Annotated in this window: 24 protein-coding genes and 2 tRNA genes; 21 read left to right on the top strand and 5 right to left on the bottom strand. The window is 72.5% G+C overall.

What is annotated here, in order from left to right:
* Positions 1-5 precede the first annotated feature (5 nt).
* Complete coding sequence (locus QNO07_RS08390; RefSeq protein WP_283991201.1) at positions 6-815, top strand: aminotransferase class IV; 810 nt, start codon at positions 6-8, stop codon at positions 813-815.
* A gap of 75 nt (positions 816-890) precedes the next feature.
* Positions 891-1,721 carry a GNAT family N-acetyltransferase gene (locus QNO07_RS08385; RefSeq protein ID WP_283991046.1) on the top strand — a complete coding sequence of 277 codons (831 nt, stop codon included), beginning with the start codon at positions 891-893 and terminating at the stop codon, positions 1,719-1,721.
* A gap of 54 nt (positions 1,722-1,775) precedes the next feature.
* Here QNO07_RS08385 and QNO07_RS08380 read toward each other — a convergent pair whose 3' ends face one another.
* On the bottom strand, positions 1,776-2,285 hold the full coding sequence (locus QNO07_RS08380; RefSeq protein WP_283991045.1) for a DsbA family protein: 510 nt from the start codon (positions 2,283-2,285) through the stop codon (positions 1,776-1,778).
* Positions 2,286-2,467: 182 nt separating this feature from the next.
* On the opposite strand from QNO07_RS08380, the gene QNO07_RS08375 reads away from it, so the two are divergent.
* Complete coding sequence (locus QNO07_RS08375; RefSeq protein WP_283991044.1) at positions 2,468-2,950, top strand: hypothetical protein; 483 nt, start codon at positions 2,468-2,470, stop codon at positions 2,948-2,950.
* Between the two features lie 69 nt (positions 2,951-3,019).
* The gene (locus tag QNO07_RS08370) at positions 3,020-3,208 is read left to right on the top strand and encodes a hypothetical protein (RefSeq protein WP_283991043.1); all 189 of its coding nucleotides are present in this window, start codon (positions 3,020-3,022) and stop codon (positions 3,206-3,208) included.
* Between the two features lie 14 nt (positions 3,209-3,222).
* Here QNO07_RS08370 and QNO07_RS08365 read toward each other — a convergent pair whose 3' ends face one another.
* Both QNO07_RS08365 and QNO07_RS08360 read right to left on the bottom strand, forming a co-directional pair.
* A complete protein-coding gene (locus tag QNO07_RS08365) occupies positions 3,223-3,783 on the bottom strand; it encodes a CGNR zinc finger domain-containing protein (RefSeq protein WP_283991042.1) in 561 nt (186 codons plus the stop codon).
* 203 nt (positions 3,784-3,986) lie between these two features.
* Complete coding sequence (locus QNO07_RS08360; protein WP_003959770.1) at positions 3,987-4,400, bottom strand: SsgA family sporulation/cell division regulator; 414 nt, start codon at positions 4,398-4,400, stop codon at positions 3,987-3,989.
* A 275-nt stretch (positions 4,401-4,675) separates the two neighbouring features.
* On the opposite strand from QNO07_RS08360, the gene QNO07_RS08355 reads away from it, so the two are divergent.
* From QNO07_RS08355 to QNO07_RS08335, 5 genes are all read left to right on the top strand, one after another.
* Positions 4,676-4,747: transfer RNA gene (locus tag QNO07_RS08355), tRNA-Val, on the top strand.
* A 78-nt stretch (positions 4,748-4,825) separates the two neighbouring features.
* Positions 4,826-5,284: an SRPBCC family protein gene (locus QNO07_RS08350; protein ID WP_283991041.1), complete on the top strand. Its 459-nt coding sequence runs from the start codon at positions 4,826-4,828 to the stop codon at positions 5,282-5,284.
* A 39-nt stretch (positions 5,285-5,323) separates the two neighbouring features.
* Positions 5,324-5,395: transfer RNA gene (locus QNO07_RS08345), tRNA-Val, on the top strand.
* Positions 5,396-5,586: 191 nt separating this feature from the next.
* Complete coding sequence (thrS, locus tag QNO07_RS08340) at positions 5,587-7,566, top strand: threonine--tRNA ligase (protein WP_283991040.1); 1,980 nt, start codon at positions 5,587-5,589, stop codon at positions 7,564-7,566.
* 99 nt (positions 7,567-7,665) lie between these two features.
* Positions 7,666-8,226, top strand: coding sequence for an HIT family protein (locus QNO07_RS08335; RefSeq protein ID WP_283991039.1), 561 nt, complete (start codon positions 7,666-7,668; stop codon positions 8,224-8,226).
* A 40-nt stretch (positions 8,227-8,266) separates the two neighbouring features.
* Here the strand turns inward: QNO07_RS08335 and QNO07_RS08330 are convergent, their stop codons facing one another.
* Together QNO07_RS08330 and QNO07_RS08325 are read right to left on the bottom strand one after the other, a co-directional pair.
* Positions 8,267-9,910: an AbeC-like domain-containing protein gene (locus QNO07_RS08330; protein WP_283991188.1), complete on the bottom strand. Its 1,644-nt coding sequence runs from the start codon at positions 9,908-9,910 to the stop codon at positions 8,267-8,269.
* Between the two features lie 115 nt (positions 9,911-10,025).
* A complete protein-coding gene (locus QNO07_RS08325; RefSeq protein ID WP_283991038.1) occupies positions 10,026-12,224 on the bottom strand; it encodes an elongation factor G-like protein EF-G2 in 2,199 nt (732 codons plus the stop codon).
* 227 nt (positions 12,225-12,451) lie between these two features.
* Here QNO07_RS08325 and pgsA point away from each other — a divergent pair, with 227 nt between their 5' ends.
* The 12 genes from pgsA (at position 12,452) to secD (ending at position 23,782) form a co-directional block, all read left to right on the top strand.
* Positions 12,452-13,258 (top strand): phosphatidylinositol phosphate synthase, encoded by an 807-nt coding sequence (pgsA, locus tag QNO07_RS08320; protein WP_283991037.1) that lies wholly within the window; start codon positions 12,452-12,454, stop codon positions 13,256-13,258.
* Positions 13,255-14,277, top strand: coding sequence for a phosphatidylinositol mannoside acyltransferase (locus tag QNO07_RS08315; protein WP_283991036.1), 1,023 nt, complete (start codon positions 13,255-13,257; stop codon positions 14,275-14,277). The genes pgsA and QNO07_RS08315 overlap by 4 nt, the downstream gene beginning before the upstream one ends.
* Positions 14,274-15,431, top strand: coding sequence for a glycosyltransferase family 4 protein (locus QNO07_RS08310; RefSeq protein ID WP_283991035.1), 1,158 nt, complete (start codon positions 14,274-14,276; stop codon positions 15,429-15,431). Before QNO07_RS08315 ends, QNO07_RS08310 begins: the two co-directional genes overlap by 4 nt.
* Positions 15,432-15,486: 55 nt before the next feature.
* On the top strand, positions 15,487-16,053 hold the full coding sequence (locus QNO07_RS08305; protein WP_283991034.1) for a hypothetical protein: 567 nt from the start codon (positions 15,487-15,489) through the stop codon (positions 16,051-16,053).
* 239 nt (positions 16,054-16,292) lie between these two features.
* Complete coding sequence (gene pdxS, locus QNO07_RS08300) at positions 16,293-17,141, top strand: pyridoxal 5'-phosphate synthase lyase subunit PdxS (protein ID WP_502961803.1); 849 nt, start codon at positions 16,293-16,295, stop codon at positions 17,139-17,141.
* 73 nt (positions 17,142-17,214) lie between these two features.
* Entirely contained in the window at positions 17,215-17,823 is a 609-nt protein-coding gene (pdxT, locus tag QNO07_RS08295; protein ID WP_283991032.1) for a pyridoxal 5'-phosphate synthase glutaminase subunit PdxT, read from the top strand.
* Positions 17,824-17,907: 84 nt separating this feature from the next.
* Positions 17,908-18,660: a YebC/PmpR family DNA-binding transcriptional regulator gene (locus QNO07_RS08290; protein ID WP_283991030.1), complete on the top strand. Its 753-nt coding sequence runs from the start codon at positions 17,908-17,910 to the stop codon at positions 18,658-18,660.
* 262 nt (positions 18,661-18,922) lie between these two features.
* Positions 18,923-19,489: a crossover junction endodeoxyribonuclease RuvC gene (ruvC, locus tag QNO07_RS08285; RefSeq protein ID WP_283991029.1), complete on the top strand. Its 567-nt coding sequence runs from the start codon at positions 18,923-18,925 to the stop codon at positions 19,487-19,489.
* Positions 19,486-20,112, top strand: coding sequence for a Holliday junction branch migration protein RuvA (gene ruvA, locus QNO07_RS08280; RefSeq protein ID WP_283991028.1), 627 nt, complete (start codon positions 19,486-19,488; stop codon positions 20,110-20,112). The genes ruvC and ruvA overlap by 4 nt, the downstream gene beginning before the upstream one ends.
* A 70-nt stretch (positions 20,113-20,182) precedes the next feature.
* Complete coding sequence (gene ruvB / locus QNO07_RS08275) at positions 20,183-21,247, top strand: Holliday junction branch migration DNA helicase RuvB (protein ID WP_283991027.1); 1,065 nt, start codon at positions 20,183-20,185, stop codon at positions 21,245-21,247.
* A 161-nt stretch (positions 21,248-21,408) separates the two neighbouring features.
* Positions 21,409-21,867 (top strand): preprotein translocase subunit YajC, encoded by a 459-nt coding sequence (yajC, locus tag QNO07_RS08270; RefSeq protein ID WP_283991026.1) that lies wholly within the window; start codon positions 21,409-21,411, stop codon positions 21,865-21,867.
* Between the two features lie 115 nt (positions 21,868-21,982).
* Positions 21,983-23,782 (top strand): protein translocase subunit SecD, encoded by a 1,800-nt coding sequence (secD, locus tag QNO07_RS08265; protein ID WP_283991025.1) that lies wholly within the window; start codon positions 21,983-21,985, stop codon positions 23,780-23,782.
* The last annotated feature ends 1 nt before the right edge of the window (position 23,783 follow it).

Raw genomic sequence — 23,783 nt, 5'->3', positions numbered from 1 at the left:
TCTGGATGGACGGCCGACTGCACGATCCGGGCACCGCCCGCGTCTCGGTGCTCGACCACGGACTCACCGTGGGCGACGGTGTCTTCGAGACGGTCAAGGCCGTGCACGGCAGGCCGTTCGCGCTGACCCGCCACCTCGACCGGCTGGCCGCGTCCGCCCGCGGCCTGGGCCTGCCCGCGCCCGACATCGACGAGGTGCGCCGGGCCTGCGCCGCGGTCCTCGACGCCCACCCGGTGCCGCTCGGGCGGCTTCGCGTCACCTTCACCGGCGGCGTGTCGCCGCTCGGCTCGGACCGCGGTGACGCACCCCCGACCCTGGTCGTCGCGCTGGGCGCGGCGAGCCCTCGCCCCGACACCACGGCTGTCGTCACCGTGCCGTGGACCCGCAACGAGCGCGGCGCGCTCGTGGGGCTGAAGACCACCTCCTACGCGGAGAACGTCGTCGCCCTGGCCCGGGCGAGGGAGCAGGGTGCGAGCGAGGCCCTGCTCTCCAACACCTCCGGCCGGCTGTGCGAGGGCACCGGCTCCAACGTGTTCGTGGTGCTCGACGGCCGGCTGTGCACCCCGCCGGTGGCGTCCGGATGCCTGGCCGGTATCACCAGGGCGCTGGTCGCCGAGTGGACGGGGGCCGTGGAGACCGAGCTGCCCATGGACGTGCTCGACCGTGCCGAGGAGGTATTCCTGACCTCCAGCCTGCGCGACGTCCAGGCCGTCCACCGCGTCGACAGCCGGGAGCTACCGGAGGTGCCCGGCCCGGTCACTGCCAAGGCGATGCGGGTGTTCGCCGAGCGCGCCGCATCCGACCTCGACCCCTGACGGACGGCCGGAACGCGCACGATCCGGCCGGCGCCGCAGACGTGGCGCGGCGACTCCCGGGGTAGGGATGAGGCGATGACGACCACTCTGCGACCCGCAGGACCCGAGGCGAGCACGCCGGACGGTGCCCGGGCGCGCCGCTTCGACATCATGGTCAACAGCCGCCCCGTCGGCTCGGTGCGCCTTGCCGCGGGGTCGCCGCTCGGCCTGCGGCTGGGGCGCATCGAGGACCTGAGCGTCGAGCAGCCCGACCGGCGCCGGGGCCGCGCCACGGTGGCGGCACTGGCGGCGGAGGAGGTGCTGCGCGGCTGGGGCTGCCGGCAGATCGAGGTGGAGGTGCCCGACGCGGCCGACGCCGCGCTGGGCCTGGCGACCGCACTGGGCTACGTCGAGCGCAGCAGCACCATGGCCAAGGACCTTCTCCCGCCGCCACCGGACCTGCCGCCCGGCTACCGGGCGCGGTCGATGGACGACGCGGACTTCGCCCGCTGGCACGCCGCGGCCGTACCCGTGCACGCAAGAGTGTGGGCCGACCGCGGCCTGGCGCCCGGGGCCGCCACCGCCAAGGCGGAGGCCGACCACGCCACCCGCCTGCCGGACGGCGCGTCGACCCGCGGCACCGCCCTGCGGGTGCTCAGCCATGCCGGTGCCGACGTGGGCACCCTGTGGGTGGCGCTGCCGACGTCCGGCCGCTCGGGTGCGTACGTCTTCGACGTCGGTGTGCCCGAGCGCCACCGCCGGCAGGGTCACGGCCGGGTGCTGATGGGCCTGGCCGAGCGGGAGGCGCTGGCCGCCGGGGCCCGGCAGATCGGCCTCAACGTGTTCGCCGGCAACACTCCGGCGCTGCGCCTGTACACCTCGCTCGGCTACCGGACCCGGTCCCGGCACCTGTGCAAGTCGCTGTGAGGAGTGCGCCGCCGGGCCCGCTCAGCCGTCGGCCGGCAGCCGCGCCGCAACCGGTCAGCCGTCGGCCGGCAGCCGGTTGACGACCTGCTCGATCTTCTCCCGCAGCCCGTCCTGGCTGCGGGAGCCGTCGAGCACCTGCCCGTCGATCAGGTAGGTGGGTGTGCCGTGTACGCCCAGCGCCTGGCCCTCGGCCTGGTCTGCGTCCACCGCCAGCAGATGGCGGCCGTCGATCAGCGCGGTCTCCACCTCGTCGCTGTCCATCCCGACCCGCTTGGCCACCTCCACCAGCACCGCCTCGCCCCGCGCGCCCAGCTCCGCCGTCAGTTCCAGGAGCGCCGCGGTGTACTCCTCGCCCCGGCCCTGCGCCCACGCCTCCTCCGCGGCCTGCGCCGCCGCGTAGGCGTGCCGGTGCTTGGCCAGCGGGAAGTGGCGGATCCGGATCTCCAGCGAGTCCGGGTAGCGCTCCCGCAGCAGCCGCAGGTCCTCCTGGGCGGCGTGGCAGTCGGGGCACTGCAGGTCGAAGAAGACGTCGAGAACGGGACGGGGGGCGGGTGCGTCGCTCATGGCGACAGTCTGGCAGGGCCCCACCGCGCGTAGGCCGGACCTCCCGGCCGCTGCTCTTCCCGCACCCCCGGGCGGGGAACGACGGGGACGGAACGCCGGAGGCGCGGGCATTCACCCCGAGATGTCCCTGAACTTTCGTTCGGGCGTGGCATGGAAGGACGGCGAGGAGGCAGGATGGAGGCATGCTGACCGTGACTGTGTGCGCCGCACTCTCCGCAGCCGGTCTGGCTGTCTCGTTCCTGACGGCCTACCGGCGCCGCTACGTCGCCGCCACCCGCCTGGCCGCCTTCTCACTGCTGCCCATCGGGCTGGCGATGGCCGGCCTGGTGGGGCTGGGCGGGCGGATCATCCGCGCGATCGGGGCGTGGGCCGCCGACCTGGTGCTCAAACCGACGGTGTGGGCCGGCTTCGCCGTGCTCGCGCTGGCCGTCGTGCTCTACCTGATCGCCCGCTTCGCCCAGGCCCGCAGCACCGGCGGCGCCGGCACCGAGAGCCGGGCCGCCGCGCCCGCCGGGGTACGGCGGCCGGCCGCCGGATCGGCCCCCGCCACGCCCGCCGTCGCCTCCGGGCGGTCCGCCGGGAAGGGCTCGCCGCAGGCGGGTGCCGGCGGTGGAGCAGAAGACTTCTCCGACATCGAGGCGATTCTGAAAAAGCACGGGATCTGATGAACTCGGGGGTCGTTTTCCCCCATTGGGCCCCTGGGTGTTATCCCGGTACGCCATGATCGCGGCGAGATGCCGCACCAGCCAGGGGACCGCGCCCCGCACCCTCCGTACGATCCGCCGGCCACCGACCTGGGTGATGCCCGGGACGAGCCCCGCGGGTGCCTCTTCGCCCTGTCGCAGCCGCCGCTGATGCTCTTCCTGGCCTTCATCGGCACCCTGCTGCTGGTCGCCGCCGTCCACGACCTGTACCTGCTGTGACGGCGTGCGGTGCGTCAGCCCCGCGCGGCTTGGCGCCGGCGGGCCCGGTAGGCGGCGACGTGCAGCCGGTTGCCGCAGGTGCGGCTGTCGCAGTAGCGCCGGGAGCGGTTGCGGGAGAGGTCGACGAACGCCCTCCGGCAGTCCGGGGCCGCGCAGCGCCGCAGACGGTCCAGCTCCCCGGCGACGATGAGGAAGCCCACGGCCATGCCGCCGTCCGCCGCGAGGTGGTCGGCGAGCGAGGCGCCGGGTGCGAAGTAGTGGACGTGCCAGTCGTAGCCGTCGTGGTCGGTGAGCTGCGGCGTGGTGCCGGCCCGCGCCACCAGCGAGTTCACCAGCTCCGCCGCGGCGCGGGTGTCGTCGGCGGCGAACACCCGGGCGAACCGCCCGCGCAGCTCCCGTACCGCGCGCAGGTCGCGTTCGGTCAGCTCGCCGACGCCGCTCACGTTGTTGCGGGCGACGTAGGCGCGCAGCGCCGCCAGGTCGCTCAGCCCGTCCGGTGTGTCCTCCTCCGGCGAGGTGTTGAGCAGGTCGACCACGTTGTCGAGCGCGCACCGGGTGTCGTGGTTGATCAGCACGGTCGCTCCCTGGCCGGTGTGTCGGTCGGCTCCCCGGCGGATCACGTCGCGGATGCCGCTGGGGGAGAGACTCTAGCCGGTGCGGACACGGCGACGCCGCTGCCGTGGTGGCTCCGCGGCAGCGGCGTGCGTGTCCGGCCAGGCGGTCACCGGGCCCGAGCCGTCGCCCCGAGTCGGACGGCGCGGGTGGCCCCGGTGAGGTGTCAGCTCTCCGCGAGGATGTGGGAGAGCTCGGTGTCGAGGTCGAAGTGACGGTGTTCGGTGCCGGGGGGTACGGCGGCGTCGGTCCGCTTGAGGAACGACTCCAGAGCCCGCGCGGGGGCCTCCAGCAGCGCTTCGCCCTCCGGGGAGCTGAGGGCGATGCAGACGACGCCCTGCCCGTGACTTCGGGAGGGCCAGACGCGGACGTCACCGGTGCCGGTGGGGCGGTGCAGCCCTTCGGCGAGGAGATCGCGGGCGAAAACCCACTCGACCGTCTCCTCGGCACCGGTGTGGAAGGTGGCGTGCACGGCGTAGGGATCGGCCGTGTCATACCGCAGGCCCGCGGGAACAGGCAGTGAGGACTCGCTCGATACAACGAGGCGCAGGTGCAGCTCGCAGCTGACCGTGGTGTTCATAAGCGCCATGGCCTTTCGCTCAGTGTGCGCTCGGGGATTCGCACGTCGGCGAAATCGACATGCCACCTACCAGCCGGTTGTAAACCCCTCTGACGGATATGCGAGGCTCGATGTCGTTCGTACAGCCGATAGGTGAATGTCGGTATACGGCTGTTCCGGTGAACGGCGCTCGCGGCGGTCGGCGTGGCTCCGATGTCACCCTGTGTGACGGTGACGGGGGGCATCGGCCGGTCACGGCGGGCGTTCGGAATGCGGTAGTGTTCGTGTCGCACCGCGGGCGATTAGCTCAGTGGGAGAGCGCTTCGTTCACACCGAAGAGGTCACTGGTTCGAACCCAGTATCGCCCACCGCGGATCAGGGCCCGAGGAGCTTTCCTCGGGCCCTGCTCTCGTGTGCCGCCACCGGCCCGGGACGGAGTGACGGACATGCCGTGGAACCACTACCGCTTCCGCAGCGAGTGGCTGCTGTCCGCACCACCGGAGCAGGTCTTCGACGTGCTGTCCCGGCCGGAGGACTATCCGGCCTGGTGGCCGCAGGTCCGCGAGGCCCGTGCCGGCGACGACAGCAGCGGCACGGCGCTCTTCCGCTCCCTGCTGCCCTACGAGCTGCGTGTCCGGGCGCGAGCCACCCGGCAGGAGCCGTCGGCCGGTGTGCTGGAGATCGGCCTGGAGGGGGACCTGCACGGCTGGGCCCGGTGGACGGTCCGGCCCCACCCGTCCGGTACCGCGGCGCTCTTCGAGCAGCAGGTCGAGGTGCGGCGCCCGCTGCTGCGGGCCCTCGCCCTGCCCGTCCGCCCGCTGCTGGTCGCCAACCACGCGTGGATGATGCGCGGCGGGCGACGCGGCCTGCGGCGGTGGCTGGCAAGTGGTTTGAACGAACGCTGAGCCGCCCTGTATGGTTCTGTCCGTGCCCGAGGGCACCGCGGGCGATTAGCTCAGTGGGAGAGCGCTTCGTTCACACCGAAGAGGTCACTGGTTCGAACCCAGTATCGCCCACCTCCACGAAGGCCGGTCCGTCAACTGACGGGCCGGCCTTTCGCGTGGTGGCTTCGCGTGCGGTGCCCGCTGGGTCAGGCCCGCCCCCGCACCCCGTCAATCGTTTCGCGGAGACGGTGCCGCTCTCGGTACGATTCCCGCGGTACCCGGCGCTCGCCGGTGCCCCAGAACCTTCAGGCAGGAGCGATCCGGTGTCAGACGTCCGTGTGACCGTGCAACGCGATTCCGAGCGGGACGAGCGCGTGGTGGCCACGGGCACGACGGCCGCCGCCCTGTTCGAGGGGGAGCGCACCGTGGTCGCCGCCCGGATCGACGGTCGGCTGCGGGACCTCGCGCACCCGCTCGCCGACGGCGAGGAGGTCGAGCCGGTCCTGGTCTCCAGCCCCGACGGCCTCGACATCCTGCGGCACTCCACCGCCCACGTCATGGCCCAGGCCGTGCAGGAGCTGTTCCCCGAGGCGAAGCTGGGCATCGGCCCGCCCATCAAGGACGGCTTCTACTACGACTTCGACGTCGCCGAGCCCTTCCACCCGGAGGACCTCAAGCGCATCGAGAAGAAGATGCAGGAGATCATCAAGCGGGGCCAGCGCTTCTCCCGCCGGGTCACCAGCGACGACGACGCCCGCGAGGAACTGGCGGGCGAGCCGTACAAGCTCGAGCTGATCGGCCTCAAGGGCTCCGCCGCGGAAGCCGCGGAGGGCGCCTCGGCCGAGGTCGGCGCGGGCGAGCTGACCATCTACGACAACCTCGACGCCAAGACCGGCGAGCTGTGCTGGAAGGACCTGTGCCGCGGCCCGCACCTGCCCACCACCCGGGCGGTCCCGGCGTTCAAACTGATGCGCTCGGCCGCCGCCTACTGGCGCGGCAGTGAGAAGAACAAGCAGCTCCAGCGCATCTACGGCACCGCATGGCCCACCAAGGACGAGCTGAAGGCGCACCTGGAGTTCCTGGCCGAGGCCGAGAAGCGCGACCACCGCAAGCTCGGCTCGGAACTCGACCTGTTCTCCGTTCCCGAGGAGATCGGCTCCGGCTTGGCGGTGTTCCACCCCAAGGGCGGCATCGTGCGCCGCGTCATGGAGGACTACTCCCGGCGCCGGCACGAGGAGGCGGACTACGAGTTCGTCTACACCCCGCACGCCACCAAGGGCACCCTGTTCGAGAAGTCCGGCCACCTGGACTGGTACGCCGACGGCATGTACCCGCCCATGCAGCTCGACGAGGGCCAGGACTACTACCTGAAGCCCATGAACTGCCCCATGCACAACCTGATCTTCGACGCGCGGGGCCGCTCCTACCGCGAACTGCCGCTGCGACTGTTCGAGTTCGGCACCGTCTACCGCTACGAGAAGTCCGGCGTGGTGCACGGCCTGACCCGCGCCCGCGGCTTCACCCAGGACGACGCGCACATCTACTGCACCCGCGAGCAGATGGCCGACGAGCTGGACTCGCTGCTCACCTTCGTGCTGAACCTGCTGCGCGACTACGGGCTGGAGGACTTCTACCTGGAGCTGTCCACCCGCGACCCGCAGAAGTCCATCGGCACGGACGAGAACTGGGAGCAGGCCACCGAGGCACTGCGGCAGGCGGCCGGCAAGCAGGGACTGGAACTGGTCATGGACCCGGGCGGCGCCGCCTTCTACGGCCCGAAGATCTCCGTGCAGGCCAAGGACGCGATCGGCCGCACCTGGCAGATGTCCACCATCCAGGTCGACTTCAACCTGCCCGACCGGTTCGACCTGGAGTACACCGCCGCCGACGGGTCCCGCCAGCGGCCGGTGATGATCCACCGCGCGCTGTTCGGCTCCATCGAGCGCTTCTTTGCCGTCCTGCTGGAGCACTACGCGGGCGCCTTCCCCGCCTGGCTCGCCCCGGTCCAGGCGGTCGGCATCCCGATCGGTGACGACCACGTGCCGTACCTGCGGGAGTTCGCCGCCGCCGCCCGCGCCAAGGGACTGCGGGTCGAGGTGGACGCCTCCTCCGACCGGATGCAGAAGAAGATCCGCAACGCCCAGAAGTCCAAGGTGCCGTTCATGGTCATCGCGGGCGACGAGGACATCGCGGCCGGCGCGGTCAGCTTCCGCTACCGCGACGGCACCCAGAAGAACGGCATCCCCAAGGACGAGGCCCTGGCCGAGATCCTCCGCGTCGTCGAGCAGCGAACCGGGGTCTGACCGGCCGGTACGACGTGCGGTGTCCCGTGCCGAAGAGGCCTGGCGAGCTGATCGCCGGGCCCTTCGGCACGGGACGAGGGGGCGCCGTGGCCGGGTCGTATGCTGATCCGCATGAGCAGCGAGCCGGAGCAGCAGATCGGGGTGGGCACCGCGGACGCCTTCCAGCGCCTGTGGACGCCGCACCGGATGGCCTACATCCAGGGAGAGAACAAGCCGACCGGCCCGGGAGCGGCGGACGGTTGCCCGTTCTGCTCCCTGCCCGCCAAGAGCGACGAGGACGGCCTCATCATCGCGCGCGGCTCCGGCGTGTACGCCGTGCTCAACCTCTACCCGTACAACGGCGGTCACCTGATGGTGGTGCCCTTCCGCCACGTCGCGGACTACACCGAGCTGGACGAGGCGGAGACGTCGGAACTGGCGCTGTTCACCAAGCGCGCAATGGCGGCGCTGCGGGCCGCCTCCGGCGCGCACGGGTTCAACATCGGCATGAACCAGGGCTCGGTGGCGGGTGCGGGCATCGCCGCGCACCTGCACCAGCACGTGGTGCCCCGGTGGGGCGGCGACACCAACTTCATGCCCGTCGTCGGCCACACCAAGATCCTGCCGCAGCTGCTCGCCGACACCCGGCGCATGCTCGCCGAGGCGTGGCCCGCCGGCTGAAGCCGCCGGACGGGCCACCCCTCGTCCTGAGCGTGCGACCTCAGGCGCCGTAGTTGTCGACGTTGTCGGGGGCGGCTGCCTGTACTGCGCCGCTGAGGAACTGCGAGCGGGCGCCGAACTTCTCGGTGTCCACGCCGTTCTCCTCCAGCACGCGGAACGCCGCCGCGTGCACGACCCGCAGCACCGGGGTCGCCGCACGCAGCGCGTCGTCGGCCATGAAGCGGTGCCGCCACGGCTTGTCCGCCCAGGTGTGGCGCAGCCCGAACGGCTCGGGCAGGACCAGCTTGCCGCCGAGGAAGTCCAGCACCGGCGGGAACCAGGTCAGCGGCGCACGGACCGCCAGCCGGACCACCTCGGGCGTCTCTACCAGCGGCAGCGGCACCTTGCGGGTCTCCCAGAACTTGATGCTCTTGGAGACCTCCTTCTCCTTCGGCGAGGGCTTGGTGGTGAACAGCGGGTTGACCGGGCCCAGCGCGTGGCCCGTCACCTCGATGCGCAGCGTGTGGTGCAGCACGGTGACGGTGATCATCATGGTGAGGACCAGCTGGCCGTCCCACAGCACGAACTGCACACCCAGGTAGTGGCGGCTGCCGCTGCCGAACTGCTGCTCGTTGCAGATGCGCTGGATCTCGAAGTCGCGGACCTGGAAGGACTCCACCTCTTGGCCGTCCGGCCGGGAGACCTCCTTGGCGCCCTCGCCGACCGGCGAGACGATCCAGTGCCGGATGGACGGCTTGGGGAACCCGCCGGTGTGCAGCGGCCCGCGCTCCAGCATGCGCAACTGGTCGTGGATGGCCCGTATGACGTCCCAGCTGCGGAACGGGTTGATGTCCTCCGTGCCCTTGCGAGGCACGAGTTCCTCGGCGAGGTGCCAGCTTCCCCACCGGGTGCCCATGCCGAGTATGCCCTTGGGGCCGGCGTAGAAGACCACGTTGCTGCTCTGCTCGGCGGCCAGCTCGGTCAGTGCCTTCCGCAGCCGTTCCGCCTCCGCGTCCCCCGGGTTCTGCGGCACGGCCTCGGGGATGCGCGCGCCGACCGTGCCGCCGCCCAGCAGCCCCTGCCAGTTGGCCCGCAGGTCCTTCGCGCAGCGTTCGGCGATCTGCTTGGCCCACAGCCAGCCCACCACGGGCGCCACCAGCATGGCGCGCAGGTACAGCGCGAGCAGCCCGTCCACCGGAAGCTGCACCGCGGCGAACAGCACCAGGCCGGCCAGGCCGACCAGCGCCGCGACACCCACCGCGCCCGCCCGCTTGTCCTTGGACCCGGCCAGCGAGCGCCGCAGCTGGAATCCGCCCAGCCAGATCAGCACACCCGGCAGGAACAACACGCCGGACACCAGCATCACGATGGTCAGCCTGCGGTCGCGGGCCTTGCGGAACCGGTTGGCCGCCAGGCAGTGGTCGACGACCGTCTGCGGGTCCGTGCCGAAGGACTGCACCAGCGGCTTGCGGCCGCCGCCCAGCATGCGCACCTGCACGGCCCGGGAGAACGCCTCACCGAGATTGGGTTCGAACAGCGACAGCTTCGGCGGTTTGACGACCGCCTCGCCGTTCGCCTTCACCAGGCTCTCCACCGCCGTGTCGCGGTAGGCGGCCGACGCGAGCGCCTGGGTCGCCGCGGTCTGCCCGGAGCCGCCGGCCAGGGGGACCTGTGCCCCGGGGCTGAAGTCGACCTCCACACCCATCTTCTGGTCGTCGAAACCCGCCACGCCGCCCCCACCTTCCCTCAGCCCCGCTGCACTTGCCGTTCCCCGCCTCGACGGGCGGCACACCTCTGCCGACCCGTCAGCGTATCGGCCGTCAGCCCGTCGCCTCCGTCTGTTGCCGGATCCGGGCCGCCACCTGCGGCGGTACCGCCTCGTACCGCGCGTGCGCCCGCGTGAACTGCCCGCTGCCGTGCGCCAGCGCGCGCAGGTCCACCGCGTAGCGCCCGATCTCCGCCTCCGGGACCTCCGCCCGGACCACGGTGGTGCCCGCCGTCTGCTGCTCGGTGCCGACCACCCGGCCCCGCCTCGCCGACAGGTCCCCCAGCACGGCCCCCACATGCCCGTCGGCGACCGCCACCGTCACCTCCGCGACCGGCTCAAGCAGGTGCAGTGAGGCAGCCGCGGCGGCCTCGCGCAGTGCCAGCGCGCCCGCCGTCTGGAACGCGGCGTCCGAGGAGTCCACCGGGTGCGCACGGCCGTCGACGAGCGTCACCCGCACGTCCACCAGCGGGCAGCCGGGGGACACACCGCGGGCGGCCTGGGCCCGTACGCCCTTCTCCACCGAGGGCACGAACTGGCGCGGCACCGCGCCGCCGACCACCCGGTCCACGAACTCGATGCCCGACCCGCCCGGCAGCGGCTCCACCTCGATCGCGCACACCGCGAACTGGCCGTGCCCGCCCGACTGCTTGACGTGCCGTCCGCGCCCGGCGGCCGCGGCCGCGAACGTCTCCCGCAGCGCGACGCGGTGCGGCTCCTCGTCGACCCGGACGCCGTACCGCGACCGGAGCCGTTCGAGCGCCACGTCACGGTGCGCCTCCCCGAGGCACCACAGCACGACCTGCCCGGTCTCGCGGTGCTGCTCCAGCCGCATCGTCGGGTCCTCCGCGACCAGCCGGGCGAGCCCGTGGGACAGCTTGTCCTCGTCCGCCCTGCCGTGCGCCCGCACCGCAACCGGCAGCAGCGGGTCGGGCATCGTCCACGGCCGCATCAGCAGCGGCTGCTCGCGGTCGGAGAGGGTGTCGCCGGTCTCCGCGCGGGCCAGCTTCGCCACGCACGCCAGGTCCCCGGCCACCGCCCGGCTCAGCGGGCGCTGACGGCGGCCGAAGGGCAGCGTCAGCGCGCCGATCCGCTCGTCCACGTCGTGGTCCTCGTGCCCGCGGTCGGCGAGGCCGTGCCCGGAGACGTGCACAGTCCGGTCCGGGCGCAGCGTCCCGGAGAACACCCGCACCAGCGAGAGACGGCCGGTGTACGGATCGGAGGACGTCTTCACCACCTCGGCGACCAGCGGTCCCTCGGGATCGCAGCGCAGCCCCGGCCGGGGCGCTCCCTGCGGGGACGTCACCGGCGGGATGTCCCGCTCCAGCGGGGTGGGGAAGCCGCCCGTCACCAGATCCAGCAACTCCACCGTGCCCACGCCCTGCCGGGCGCCCTCGGCGGCCGGGGCGGCGGCGAGCACCGGATGGAACGAGCCCCGGGCCACGGCCTTCTCCAGGTCCGCGACGAGCACGCCGGGGTCCAGCTCGTCCCCGCCGAGGTAGTGGTCCATCAGGGACTCGTCCTCGCTCTCGGCGATGATGCCCTCGATGAGCCGCCCGCGTGCCTCCCGCAGCTCCGCCGCCCGGTCGGGGCCGGGCTCGTGCTCCTCGCGCGCACCGGAGGAGTAGTCGAACACCCGCTGCGGCAGCAGCCCGACCAGGCCCGCCAGCGGGGCGTGTCCTTCCCGGTCCGGCGTGCCGCGCAGCGGCAGGTACAGCGGCAGTACGGCCTCCGGGGCGTCACCGCCCAGTTCACGCCGGCAGTCGGCCACCACCTCGTCGAAGTCGGCGCGCGGCGCGTCCAGATGGGTCAGCACGATCGCGCGCGGCATCCGCACGGCGGCGCACTCCTGCCACACCGCGCGGGTCCCGGCGTCCACGCCGTCCGCCGCCGAGACGACGAAGAGGGCCGCGTCCGCCGCCCGCAGACCGGCCCTCAGCTCGCCGACGAAGTCGGCACAGCCCGGTGTGTCCAGCACGTTGACCCGCACACCGCCCCAGTCCACCGGGACCAGGGACAGCTGCACCGAGCGGTGCTGGCGCTGCTCGATCTCGTCGTGGTCCGACACGCTGCCGCCGTCCTCGACCCGGCCCGCCCGGCTCACCGCCCCGCAGGCCAGCGCCAGCGCCTCCACCAGGGTCGTCTTGCCCGCCCCGCTGCTCCCCACCAGCACCACGTTCCGCAACGCGGAGGGGTGCTCGGCCGCCTCGACCCTGCCGGCGGCTCCCAGTACCGCACTCGCCCTGTCTCCCATGACGTCCCGCCTCACGTGGTCGGCACCCTGGTACGTATGTCGAGTATGCCGAGTATGTCGAGCTTGGCACCGGTACCGCGCGGCGTCCACACGCGGCACGACCGCCCGGGTCCGGTATCCGGCCGTCCGGTGCCCCGTGCCGTCCGTGCCCGGCTGCGGGGCGCTGGCTACGATGGGCCAGCCGGTGGCCGAACGCCACCCGGCTCGTATCGACCCCCGGGACGGCCATGCTGAACAAGTACGCGCGTGCTTTCTTCACGCGTGTCCTCTCCCCGTTCGCCGCTCTGCTGCTGCGACTGGGGGTCAGTCCCGACACGGTCACCCTGATCGGCACCGGCGGAGTCGTCGCCGGCGCGCTGGTGTTCTACCCGCAGGGCCACTTCTTCTGGGGCACCGTCGTCATCACCCTGTTCGTGTTCTCCGACCTCGTCGACGGCACGATGGCGCGGCAGTCCGGCAAGTCCACCCGCTGGGGTGCGTTCCTCGACTCCACCCTCGACCGGGTGGCCGACGCGGCCGTCTTCGGCGGCATCGCCCTGTGGTACGCGGGCCGTGGCGACGACGTGCTGCTCTGCGCGGTGACGCTGTTCTGCCTCGCCAGCGGGCAGATCGTCTCCTACACCAAGGCGCGCGGCGAGAGCATCGGGCTGCCGGTGCGGGTCAACGGCCTGGTGGAGCGGGCCGAGCGCCTGGTCATCACGCTGGTGTGCACCGGACTCGCCGGGTTCACCATCTTCGGCGTGCCCCATATCGAGGTGCTGCTACCGGTCGCCCTGTGGGTGGTCGCGGTCGGCAGTCTGGTGACGCTCGGGCAGCGGGTTGTCACGGTCCGCCGGGAGGCCGCCGAGGCCGACGCCGCGGCACCGACGGCACCGACGGCGCCCGCGACTCCCGCGGGACCCGCCGGCTCCGCGGAGTCCGGGACCGGGAGGTCCGGGTCCGGGAGGCAGAAACCGGGTGGGCCGGTGCGGGACCTGCCGGAGTCCGGCCCGGCGACCGACCCGCAGACCGGACAGGGGAGCGGACAGGCATGAGGGAACGACTCACGGGCAGCCTCTACGGACTCGGCTGGACCGCCGTGCGGCGGCTGCCGGAACGCAGCTCGGTCCGGCTGGGCCGGGCGATCGCCGACCGGGCGTGGAAGCGCCGCGGCGCGGGCGTGCGGCAACTGGAGGCGAACCTGGCACGGGTCGTGCCGGACGCCTCCGCGGCGCAGCTCGCCGAACTGTCGAAGGCCGGCATGCGCTCCTACCTGCGCTACTGGATGGAGTCCTTCCGGCTCCCAGCCTGGGACCCGCACCGGTTGTCCCGCAGTGTGGAGATCACCGACATCCACCGCATGACCGACAGCGTCGCAGCCGGCCGCGGAGTGGTCCTCGCCCTGCCGCACATGGCCAACTGGGACCTGGCCGGAGCCTGGCTCGCCGGCCACCTCAACATCCCCTTCACCACCGTCGCCGAACGGCTCAAGCCCGAGACGCTCTACGACCGCTTCGTCGCCTACCGCGAGGGGCTGGGTATGGAGGTGCTGCCGCACACCGGCGCCACCACCTTCGGCACGCTCGCCCGCCGGCTCAGGGCCGGCGGCGTCGTCGCCCTCGTCGCCGACCGCGACCTGTCCGCGTCCGGCGTGGAGGTGTCGTTCTTCGGCGAGCCCACCCGGATGCCCGGCGGACCCGCGCTGCTCGCCCAGCAGACCGGCGCCCTGCTACTGCCCGTCAACCTGTGGTTCGACGACACGCCCGTGATGAAGGGGCTGGTGCACCCGCCCGTGGAGGTGCCGCAGACCGGCACCCGCAAGGAGCGCACCGCCGCCATGACCCAGCGCATGGCGGACGGCTTCGCCGCCGGCATCGCCGCCCACCCGCAGGACTGGCACATGCTGCAGCGGCTGTGGCTCGCCGACCTGGAACCCGGCTCCGCCCGCGACCGCGCGCCGACCGACATCGGCGCCGCCCCACCGGACGGGCGGCTGCCCGAGGCGCAGCCGTCCGACGTACAGCCGACCCAGGGGCAGCCGCAGACGGCCCGTCCCGGTTCGGAGCAGCCGTGAGGATCGGCGTCGTCTGCCCCTACTCCTGGGACGTGCCCGGCGGCGTCCAGTTCCACATCCGTGACCTCGCCGAGCACCTGCTGCGCCTCGGCCACGAGGTCTCCGTGCTGGCCCCCGCCGAGGACGACACACCGCTGCCGCCGTATGTGGAGTCCGCCGGGCGGGCCATGGCCGTCCCCTACAACGGCTCGGTGGCGCGGCTGAACTTCGGGCCGCTGTCCGCCGCCCGGGTCCGTCGCTGGGTCAACGACGGCGACTTCGACGTGCTGCACGTCCACGAACCGGTCGCGCCCTCACTCGCCCTGCTCGCCTGCTGGACGACGAGCGGGCCGATCGTGGCGACCTTCCACACCTCCAACCCCCGCTCCCGCGCGATGATCGCCGCCTATCCCATCCTCCAGCCCGCCCTGGAGAAGATCAGCGCCCGCATCGCGGTGAGCGAGTACGCCAGGCGCACCCTCGTGGAGCACCTCGGCGGTGACGCTGTGGTCATCCCCAACGGCGTCGACGTGGCCTTCTTCGCCGACGCCGAGCCCCGCCCCGAGTGGCAGGGCGACACCATCGGCTTCATCGGCCGCATCGACGAGTCGCGCAAGGGCCTGCAGGTGCTGGTGCGGGCCTTGCCCAGGATCCTGGCCGAACGGCCGCAGACCCGGCTGCTCGTCGCGGGCCGCGGCGACGAGCGGGAGGCGGTCGCCGCCCTGCCCGCCGAGATGCGCGACCGGGTCGAGTTCCTCGGCATGGTCAGCGACGAGGACAAGGCACGGCTGCTGCGCAGCGTCGACGTGTACGTCGCACCGAACCTCGGCGGGGAGAGCTTCGGCATCATCCTGGTCGAGGCCATGTCGGCGGGCGCCCCGGTGCTCGCCAGCGACCTGGACGCCTTCGCCCAGGTGCTCGACGGCGGCAGGGCCGGCGAGCTGTTCCCCAACGAGGACGCGGACGCGCTCGCCGACGCGGCGCTGCGGCTGCTCGGCGACCCCAGGCGGCGCAAGGAACTGCGCGAACTGGCCGCCCGGCACGTACGCCGCTTCGACTGGTCGACGGTGGGCGCCGACATCCTGGCCGTGTACGAGACGGTCGCCGAGGGCGCGTCCACGGTGGCGGCCGACGACCGGGTCCGCCCGGTGAGCCGGCTCCGCCCGTGGGCCTGACCGCGATGCACACCCACGGGCGGCCGGTCGGCCGCGGAAGGCACGGTGACCGGGCGTGACCACGTTCTACTGGATCATCTGGATCACGCTGGCGGTGCTCCTCACCGGCGTCTACCTCAGCTGGACCGCGGGCCGCCTGGACCGGCTGCACGCCCGGATCGACGCTTCCCGGGCGGCGCTGGACGCGCAGCTGCTGCGGCGCGCCTCCGTCGCCCAGGAACTGGCCACCGCCAAGGTGCTCGACCCGGCCGCGTCGATGCTGCTGTACCAGGCGGCGCACGACGCCCGGCTCGCCGAGGAGGAGCAGCGCGAGGTCGCCGAGAGCGAACTCAGCCAGTCGCTGCGCGCGGTGCTCGCCGACCCCGAGCAGGTGGAGGCGGTCCGCGCGGTGCCCGGCGGCGCGGAGGCCGCGGCCGAACTGGCCGCGGCGGTACGGCGGGTGCCGATGGCCCGGCGGTTCCACAACGACTCGGTACGGGCCGCGCGGGCGCTGCGCGGCCACCGGGCGGCGCGTTGGTTCCGGCTCGCGGGGCGCGCCTCGACACCGCAGGCGTTCGAGATGGACGACGAGCCGCCGGCGGCGCTGGTGGACCGCGCCACCCTCGCAGACGGGGGCCACTGACCGCTGATTGGACCTTTCCGTCCTCGGTGGCCTGCTGGTTTTATCAGTGGTGCAGTACGGCCTGCCGCCATGTGGACGCGGTGGCTGGTCCGGGTGCCGAACCGAACGGGCCTACGATGGTCCCCGTCGCACGTTTCTTCGTCGAGTGAGGTCAAACCGTGTCCAGCACGTCCCCCAGCGCGGCCGACGCCGCCACCGCCCAGAGCCCCGAGACCGGCACCGCGCGTGTCAAGCGCGGTATGGCCGAGCAGCTCAAGGGCGGCGTGATCATGGACGTCGTCACGCCGGAGCAGGCGAAGATCGCCGAGGACGCCGGTGCGGTCGCCGTCATGGCCCTCGAGCGGGTCCCGGCCGACATCCGCAAGGACGGCGGCGTCGCCCGCATGTCCGACCCGGACATGATCGAAGGCATCATCGGTGCCGTCTCCATCCCCGTGATGGCCAAGTCCCGCATCGGCCACTTTGTCGAGGCCCAGGTCCTCCAGGCGCTCGGTGTGGACTACATCGACGAGTCCGAGGTGCTCACCCCGGCCGACGAGGTCAACCACAGCGACAAGTGGTCCTTCACCACTCCCTTCGTGTGCGGGGCCACCAACCTGGGCGAGGCGCTGCGCCGGATCACCGAGGGCGCGGCCATGATCCGCTCCAAGGGCGAGGCCGGTACCGGCAACGTCGTCGAGGCGGTCCGCCACATGCGCCAGATCAAGGGTGAGATCGCCCGCCTGCGCAGCTTCGACAACCACGAGCTGTACGCCGCGGCCAAGGAGCTGCGCGCGCCGTACGAGCTGGTCAAGGAGGTCGCCGAGCTGGGCAAGCTGCCCGTCGTGCTGTTCTCCGCCGGCGGCGTCGCGACCCCCGCGGACGCGGCCCTGATGCGGCAGCTCGGCGCCGAGGGCGTGTTCGTCGGCTCGGGCATCTTCAAGTCCGGCGACCCGGCCAAGCGCGCCGCGGCCATCGTGAAGGCCACCACCTTCTTCGACGACCCCAAGGTCGTCGCGGACGCCTCCCGCAACCTGGGCGAGGCCATGGTGGGCATCAACTGCGACACCCTCCCCGAGTCCGAGCGGTACGCCAGCCGCGGCTGGTGACATCCCGTTCCCCGGTGGGCGGTCCGCATCCGTGCGGGCCGCCCCCGAACGTTTCCCGAGAGGCAGAAGTACCGTGACCACACCCGTCATCGGCGTCCTCGCCCTCCAGGGCGACGTCCGCGAGCACCTGGCCGCCCTGGAGGGCGCCGGTGCGCAGGCCCGGCAGGTGCGCCGACCCGAGGAGTTGGCCGGGGTCGACGGCCTGGTCATACCCGGCGGCGAGTCCACCACCATCTCCAAGCTGGCCGTCGCCTTCGGCCTGATGGAGCCGCTGCGCGCCCGGGTCGCGGCCGGCCTGCCCGTCTACGGATCCTGCGCCGGCATGATCATGCTGGCCGACAAGATCCTCGACCCGCGCTCCGGCCAGGAGACGGTCGGCGGCATCGACATGATCGTGCGGCGCAACGCGTTCGGGCGGCAGAACGAGTCCTTCGAGGCGGCCGTGGAGATGATCGGCGTCGAGGGCGGCGCCGTCGAGGGCGTCTTCATCAGGGCGCCCTGGGTGGAGTCGACGGGGGCCCGCGTCGAGGTGCTCGCCGAGGTCGACGGGCACCCGGTGGCGGTGCGCCAGGACGGTCTGCTGGCCACCTCCTTCCACCCCGAGCTGACCGGCGACCACCGTGTGCACCGGCTGTTCACCGCGATGGTGCGTGACGCCCTGGTGGCCGGAACCGGGGCGTGATCCGGCGCGGGCTCAGCGCGCGGGGCCGCTGGCGGTAGGATCTGCGCGTTGGTTCATCGTTGGTGACATCGAAGGAGCGAGGCTGTGTCCGGCCACTCTAAGTGGGCAACCACCAAGCACAAGAAGGCCGTGATCGATGCCAAGCGCGGCAAGCTCTTCGCCAAACTGATCAAGAACGTCGAGGTCGCGGCCCGCACCGGTGGGGCCGACCCGGACGGCAACCCCACGCTCTACGACGCCATCCAGAAGGCGAAGAAGAGCTCGGTGCCGAACAAGAACATCGACAGCGCCGTCAAGCGCGGTGCCGGACTCGAAGCCGGCGGTGCCGACTACGAGACGATCATGTACGAGGGCTACGGCCCCAACGGCGTGGCCGTCCTCATCGAGTGCCTCACCGACAACCGCAACCGGGCCGCGTCCGACGTGCGGGTCGCCATGACCCGCAACGGCGGCTCGATGGCCGACCCGGGCTCGGTGTCCTACCTCTTCCACCGCAAGGGCGTCGTGATCGTGCCCAAGGGCGAGCTGTCCGAGGACGACGTGCTCGGTGCGGTGCTCGACGCGGGCGTCGAGGAGGTCAACGACCTCGGTGAGTCCTTCGAGGTGCTCAGCGAGGCGACCGACCTGGTCGCGGTCCGCACCGCGCTGCAGGAGGCGGGCATCGACTACGACTCGGCGGACGCCAACTTCGTTCCGACCATGCAGGTAGAGCTGGACGAGGACGGCGCGCGCAAGATCTTCAAGTTGATCGACGCGCTGGAGGACAGCGACGACGTGCAGAACGTCTTCGCCAACTTCGACGTGTCCGACGACGTCATGGCGAAGGTCGACGCCTGACGGCAGCACGGTGACACGGCTGCGCAGCCACCGGGCGGTTGCCCACCGAGCGGCGCCGCCACCGCGCGGCGGGCTCGGCGACGGCGGGCCGGCGGGGGACACACCCCGCCGGCCCGCCGCTGTTGTCGGTACCTGCCGATAACCTGCCGGAACAGGTGACCGAACACCGCGCGGCGGTCGGCCCCGGTTGCAACGCGGAGGCGGGCGGCACGGCGCGGTGTTCAGGAGGACAGCGTGCCAACGGCACAGAGGGAGGGGCACGTTGCGTGTGCTGGGCGTGGACCCGGGACTCACCCGATGCGGGATCGGCGTCGTCGAGGGCGAAGCCGGCCGCCCGCTGCGTCTGGTCGGCGTCGGTGTGGTCCGCACCCCCGCCGACTGCGATACCGCACTGCGCCTGGTGGAGATCGAACGCGGTCTGGAGCTGTGGCTCGACGAGCACCGCCCGCACGCGGTCGCGGTCGAGCGTGTCTTCAGCCAGCACAACGTGCGCACCGTGATGGGGACCGCCCAGGCCAGCGCCGTAGCCATGCTGTGCGCGGCGCGCCGCGGCCTGCCCGTCGCCCTGCACACGCCCAGCGAGGTCAAGGCAGCCGTCACCGGCTCGGGCCGCGCCGAGAAGGCGCAGGTCGGCGCGATGGTCACCCGGCTGCTGCGGCTCGACGCCCCGCCCCGCCCGGCCGACGCCGCCGACGCGCTGGCCCTGGCCATCTGCCACATCTGGCGGGCACCTGCCCAGAACCGCCTCCAGCAGGCGCAGGCCGCCGCCCGCCGTCCCGTGCCCGCGGCCTCCCCGGCCGCCCACCCGAAGAAAGGCCCGCTGGCATGATCGCCTTCGTCTCCGGCCCGGTCGCCGCACTCGCCCCGGACTCCGCGGTGGTGGAGGTGGGCGGTATCGGCATGTCCGTGCAGTGCACCCCCGGCACGCTGGCCGCACTGCGGCTCGGCGAGCCCGCCCGCCTGGCCACCGCGCTGGTCGTGCGGGAGGACTCCCTCACCCTCTACGGGTTCGCCGACGACGACGAGCGGCAGGTCTTCCAGCTCCTGCAGACCGCGAGCGGCGTCGGGCCGCGGCTGGCCCAGGCCATGCTCGCCGTGCACACCCCCGACGGGCTGCGGCAGGCGGTCGCGACCGGGGACGAGAAGGCGCTGACCGCTGTGCCCGGCATCGGCAAGAAGGGTGCCCAGAAGCTGCTGCTGGAGCTGAAGGACCGACTCGGCGCGCCCACCGGTACCGGCCGCCCCTCCACCGGGACCGCCGCGCTCGCGCCCGCCGGGTGGCGGGACCAGTTGCACACCGCGCTCATCGGCCTCGGCTACCAGCCCCGCGAGGCGGAGGAGGCGGTGGAGGCCGTCGCCCCGCAGGCGGAGGCCGCCGCCGCCGAAGGCGCCGCGCCGCCGGTGCCGCAGCTGCTGCGTTCCGCGCTGCAGACCCTCAACCGCACCCGCTGACGCCCGGGCGCCGCCGGCACCCGGCTGCGCCCGGCGCGGCGGCGCCCGCCACCACACGAGAGATCCGGCCATGACCTGGGACGACGAAGCAGCCGACGCCGAACGGCTGGTCGGCGCGCGTGCCGACAACGAGGACACCGCGGTGGAAGCCGCCCTGCGGCCGAAGGACCTCAGCGAGTTCGTCGGCCAGACGAAGGTGCGCGAGCAGCTCGACCTGGTGCTGCGGGCCGCCCGGCAGCGCGGCGCCACCGCCGACCACGTCCTGCTGTCCGGGGCCCCGGGCCTCGGCAAGACCACCCTGTCGATGATCATCGCCGCCGAGATGGGCGCGCCCATCCGCATCACCTCGGGACCGGCGATCCAGCACGCCGGGGACCTCGCCGCGATCCTGTCCTCGCTCCAGGAGGGCGAGGTGCTCTTCCTCGACGAGATCCACCGCATGTCCCGGCCCGCCGAGGAGATGCTCTACATGGCGATGGAGGACTTCCGGGTCGACGTCATCGTCGGCAAGGGTCCCGGCGCCACCGCCATCCCGCTGGAACTGCCGCCGTTCACCCTGGTCGGCGCCACCACCCGGGCCGGACTGCTGCCGCCGCCGCTGCGGGACCGCTTCGGCTTCACCGCGCACATGGAGTTCTACGAGCCGGCCGAGCTGGAACGGGTGCTCCACCGGTCGGCCGGCCTGCTGGACGTCTCCACCGACGTGGAAGGGGCGGCGGAGATCGCCGGCCGCTCCCGCGGCACGCCGCGCATCGCCAACCGGCTGCTGCGCCGGGTGCGCGACTACGCCCAGGTCAAGGCGGACGGCGCCATCACCCGGCAGATCGCACAGCAGGCGCTGGCGGTCTACGAGGTGGACGAGCGCGGCCTGGACCGGCTCGACCGGGGTGTGCTGGAGGCCCTGCTGAAGCTGTTCGGCGGCGGCCCGGTGGGCCTGTCCACGCTGGCCGTCGCGGTGGGGGAGGAGCGCGAGACGGTTGAGGAGGTGGCCGAGCCGTTCCTGGTCAGGGAGGGACTGCTGGCCCGCACCCCGCGCGGCCGGGTGGCGACCCCGGCGGCGTGGGCCCACCTCGGTCTCACCCCGCCCCCGCAGAGCGGCGGCGCACCGGGGCAGGCGGGGCTGTTCGGAGCGTGACCTACCGGTGCTCGCACCGACCGGAACCCCAGTGCCATGCTGGACGTTGTTCCACAGGTGCGGGTCGCTTAGACTCCGCCGACGCCGTGCGTCATGTTCGGCGAGCCCATCCCCCTACCCCAGGCCGCTCCCCGCGGTCATACGAAGGAAAATCCTCCGCCGTGGATATCGCAATTCTCCTCCCCTTCATCGTGCTCATCGGCGCCATGTTCCTGATGACCCGGTCGGCCAAGAAGAAGCAGCAGCAGGCCGTGCAGATGCGCGACCAGATGCAGCCCGGCACCGGCGTCCGGACGATCGGCGGCATGTACGCCCGCGTCAAGGAGGTGGGCGACGACACGGTCCTGCTGGAGGTCGCCCCCGGCCTGCACGCCCTCTACGCCAAGAACGCCGTGGGCGCCGTGCTGGAGGACGAGGAGTTCGAACGCATCATCAGCGGTGAGACGGCTGTCGAGGAGGCCCCGGTCGTTCCGGACGACGCCTCCTCGCTGACCGTCACCGGGGAGACCGAGGACGAGAAGAAGATCGACCTGGGCAAGGGCGGCGACTCCGCGGACACGGTCGCCGACGACGGGGAGCCCAAGGACACCAAGCGGGACGGCGAAGACGGCCCCAAGTAGCCGCATCCGCCGCCGGAACCCACAGGTGCCGGCGGCGTCGCACGTTCCGCACACCACTTCGCGTGCCGCGCGGTGACCACCGCGCGCGGGCGGCTGGACAGGGAGAAACGAGAAGGTGGCGACACCGAAGAAGCGCCGCAGGTCACCGGGGGCGCCAGGAAAGCCGTGGCGCGCGCTGACGGCCATGATCCTGCTGATCGTCGTTCTCACCGGCGGCATGCTGCTCACCGGCGCGAACACGCCGCGGCTGGGCATCGACCTCGCGGGCGGCACGAGCATCACGCTCACAGCCAAGAACGAGCCGGGCAAGAAGGACGCGGTCAACGAGGAGAACATGAAGACCGCCGTGTCGATCATCGACCGGCGTGTCAACGGCCTCGGCGTGTCCGAGGCCGAGGTCGCGACCCAGGGCGAACGCAACATCATCGTCAACATCCCGCGGGGGACGGACGAGGCGCAGGCCCGCGAGCAGGTCGGCACCACCGCCGAACTCGGCTTCCGCACGGTTCTGACGGTCGCCCCGGTCGGGCCACCGACGCCGGACGGCCCCACGCCCAGCCCCTCCGAGGAAGCCGGGGGCGACGACGCCGACGGCTCCGGTGACGCGGAGAACGGCGAGGAGGGCGAGAAGGCCGAGGAGGGCGACGCCTCACCGACCGCCTCTCCCTCGCCCGGCGCCACCACCCAGGGCAGGGCGCTCACCGACGCGCTGACGGCCGAGACCGAGTCGCCCGCGCCGCCCGCCGACGACGCGTCGCCGCCCGCCGAGCCGGAGGAGCCCGGCCTGCCCGAGCAGCAGGGTGTGCCCGCCGAGCTGGCGAAGGAGCTCCAGGCGCTGGACTGCAGCACCGAGGAGGCCCGCGCCAAGGCCAACCAGGACGTGGTCGCCGCCGGTGCTTCCGAGTCCGTCGTCGCCTGTGACCGGGACGGCGAGGTGAAGTACGCGCTCGGTAAGGTCGAGGTGCCCGGAACCGGTGTCGAAAGTGCCAGCTCGGTCTTCGACCAGCAGCGCACGATGTGGATCGTCCAGATGGAGTTCACCTCCGCCGGATCCAAGCAGTTCGCGGACGTCACCAGCCGAATCGCTCAGCTGCCCAGCCCGCAGAACCAGTTCGCCATCACCCTGGACGGCGAGGTCGTCTCCGCGCCCAGCGTCAGCACCCGCATCTCCGGCAGCGCCGAGATCACCGGCAGCTTCGACCAGGACTCCTCGGCCGAGCTGGCCAACATCCTGAAGTTCGGCGCGCTGCCGATCAGCTTCGAGGAGTCCAACGTCGTCACCATCTCGCCGTCGCTCGGCGGCGAGCAGCTGAAGGCCGGCCTCATCGCCGGCGCGATCGGCCTGGCGCTGGTGGTGGTGTACCTGTTCTTCTACTACCGGGCGCTCGCGCTCGTGGCCATCGCCAGTCTGCTGATCATGGGTGGCCTCACCTACGTCATCATGACGCTGCTCGGGCCGGGTATCGGCTTCGCGCTCAGCCTGCCGGCGGTGTGCGGTGCCATCGTGGCGATCGGTATCACCGCGGACTCCTTCATCGTGTACTTCGAGAGAATCCGCGACGAGGTCCGCGAGGGCCGCTCCATCCGGCCCGCCATCGAACGTGCCTGGCCGCGGGCCCGGCACACCATCATCATCTCGGACGTGGTGTCCTTCCTCGCCGCCGTGGTGCTGTTCTTCGCCGCGGTCGGCTCGGTCCAGGGCTTCGCCTTCGTGCTGGGCCTCACCACCCTGCTCGACGTGGTCGTGGTCTTCCTCATGACGAAGCCGCTCACCAGCCTGCTGGCCAGCCGGAAGTTCTTCTCCGAGGGCCACCCCTGGTCCGGTCTTGACCCCAAGCGGCTGGGAGCCCGGCCGCCGGTGCGGGGCCGCCGTTCGGCCGTCACCCCCGCCACCGCCGAACCGAAGGAGGCCTGAG

The organism is Streptomyces sp. 549 (assembly GCF_030124175.1).
In the GTDB taxonomy this organism is placed as follows: Bacteria; Actinomycetota; Actinomycetes; order Streptomycetales; family Streptomycetaceae; genus Streptomyces.
This window is presented reverse-complemented; position numbering and strand designations above follow the sequence as displayed.

What these genes read in the sequence shown, in the direction of transcription:
- QNO07_RS08390 (WP_283991201.1), top strand. Translation starts at nt 6, where the DNA reads ATGGACGGCCGACTGCACGATCCGGGCACCGCCCGCGTCTCGGTGCTC.
- QNO07_RS08385 (WP_283991046.1), top strand. Translation starts at nt 891, where the DNA reads ATGACGACCACTCTGCGACCCGCAGGACCCGAGGCGAGCACGCCGGAC.
- QNO07_RS08380 (WP_283991045.1), bottom strand. Translation starts at nt 2,285, where the DNA reads ATGAGCGACGCACCCGCCCCCCGTCCCGTTCTCGACGTCTTCTTCGAC.
- QNO07_RS08375 (WP_283991044.1), top strand. Translation starts at nt 2,468, where the DNA reads ATGCTGACCGTGACTGTGTGCGCCGCACTCTCCGCAGCCGGTCTGGCT.
- QNO07_RS08370 (WP_283991043.1), top strand. Translation starts at nt 3,020, where the DNA reads ATGCCGCACCAGCCAGGGGACCGCGCCCCGCACCCTCCGTACGATCCG.
- QNO07_RS08360 (WP_003959770.1), bottom strand. Translation starts at nt 4,400, where the DNA reads ATGAACACCACGGTCAGCTGCGAGCTGCACCTGCGCCTCGTTGTATCG.
- QNO07_RS08350 (WP_283991041.1), top strand. Translation starts at nt 4,826, where the DNA reads ATGCCGTGGAACCACTACCGCTTCCGCAGCGAGTGGCTGCTGTCCGCA.
- QNO07_RS08335 (WP_283991039.1), top strand. Translation starts at nt 7,666, where the DNA reads ATGCTGATCCGCATGAGCAGCGAGCCGGAGCAGCAGATCGGGGTGGGC.
- QNO07_RS08330 (WP_283991188.1), bottom strand. Translation starts at nt 9,910, where the DNA reads ATGGGTGTGGAGGTCGACTTCAGCCCCGGGGCACAGGTCCCCCTGGCC.
- QNO07_RS08325 (WP_283991038.1), bottom strand. Translation starts at nt 12,224, where the DNA reads ATGGGAGACAGGGCGAGTGCGGTACTGGGAGCCGCCGGCAGGGTCGAG.
- pgsA (WP_283991037.1), top strand. Translation starts at nt 12,452, where the DNA reads ATGCTGAACAAGTACGCGCGTGCTTTCTTCACGCGTGTCCTCTCCCCG.
- QNO07_RS08315 (WP_283991036.1), top strand. Translation starts at nt 13,255, where the DNA reads ATGAGGGAACGACTCACGGGCAGCCTCTACGGACTCGGCTGGACCGCC.
- pdxS (WP_502961803.1), top strand. Translation starts at nt 16,293, where the DNA reads ATGGCCGAGCAGCTCAAGGGCGGCGTGATCATGGACGTCGTCACGCCG.
- ruvA (WP_283991028.1), top strand. Translation starts at nt 19,486, where the DNA reads ATGATCGCCTTCGTCTCCGGCCCGGTCGCCGCACTCGCCCCGGACTCC.
- ruvB (WP_283991027.1), top strand. Translation starts at nt 20,183, where the DNA reads ATGACCTGGGACGACGAAGCAGCCGACGCCGAACGGCTGGTCGGCGCG.